This window comes from Xanthomonas sp. SHU 166, assembly GCF_000364685.1.
Classification (GTDB): domain Bacteria; phylum Pseudomonadota; class Gammaproteobacteria; order Xanthomonadales; family Xanthomonadaceae; genus Xanthomonas_A; species Xanthomonas_A sontii.
Genome location: NZ_AQOJ01000960.1, coordinates 1 through 905 on the forward strand (window position 1 = coordinate 1; position 905 = coordinate 905).

At 72.9% G+C, this 905-nt stretch carries 2 protein-coding genes; both read right to left on the reverse strand.

What is annotated here, in order from left to right; genetic code table 11:
- The coding region (locus tag D180_RS21530) for a serine/threonine-protein kinase (protein ID WP_017914404.1) at positions 1-688 on the reverse strand (688 nt) is incomplete at its 3' end.
- Positions 685-905, reverse strand: a 221-nt coding sequence (locus tag D180_RS21535) for a GAF domain-containing protein (protein WP_043091516.1), incomplete at its 5' end; no start/stop codon positions are given. The genes D180_RS21530 and D180_RS21535, both read right to left, overlap by 4 nt.

Consider the following 905-nt stretch of genomic DNA (forward strand, 5'->3'; position numbering starts at 1 on the left):
TGCCGCCGGCGAACGGCACCTGCCCGGCGAGCATTTCGTAGAGGATCAGGCCCAGCGCGTAGAGGTCGCTGCGCGGGTCGAGCGTGTCGCCGCGCGCCTGTTCCGGCGACAGGTAGGCGGGCGTGCCGATGACGTTGCCCAGGGTCGCGCCGAGACCGCTGCTGGCCATCGAGCAGGCCACGCCGAAGTCGCTGATCAGCGCATCGCCGCCACGCTGCAGCAGGATGTTGGCCGGCTTGAGGTCGCGGTGCACGACGCCGCGCGCATGCGCCGCCTGCAGGCCGCGGGCGATGTCGCCGGCGATGCGCAGGGCGGTGTCGACGTCCAGACGTTCCTCGCGCTGCAGCCGCGCCTCCAGCGACTCGCCGTCCACGTAGTCCATGCTGATCAGCCAGCGTCCGGCGTGTTCGGCCAGGTCGTGGATGCGCACCACGTGCGGGCTGGACACCTGCCGCGCCAGCAGCAGTTCCTGGCGGAAGCGGGCGAAGGCCTGCGGCCGTTGCGCCAGTTCCGGGCGCAGCAGTTTGACCGCGACGTCGATGCCCAGCGCCTGGTCGTGGGCCAGGTACACCAGGCCCATGCCGCCGATGCCGAGCAAACGCTCGATGCGGAAGCGGCCGGCCAGCACGTCGCCCGGGGTCAGGCTCTCCTGCGCGTAAAGGCCGGTGGCGGTGGCCGCATCGCTCATGCCGGCCCAGGCCCCTGTTCCGCGCCGGTGTCGCGCAGCGCCTGGCGGGCGGCGATCCACAGCGCGGCGCGCTCGCAGAAGGCTTCGAGCAATTGCATGTCCAGCGCACCGATGGCGCTGCCGGCGCGGCGGCTGTCGGCGTAGATCGCGCCGAGCACGCGGGTGCCGTCGCGCAGCGGCAGGCACAGCAGGGTGCGCAGGCCGGCGGCGCAGACCA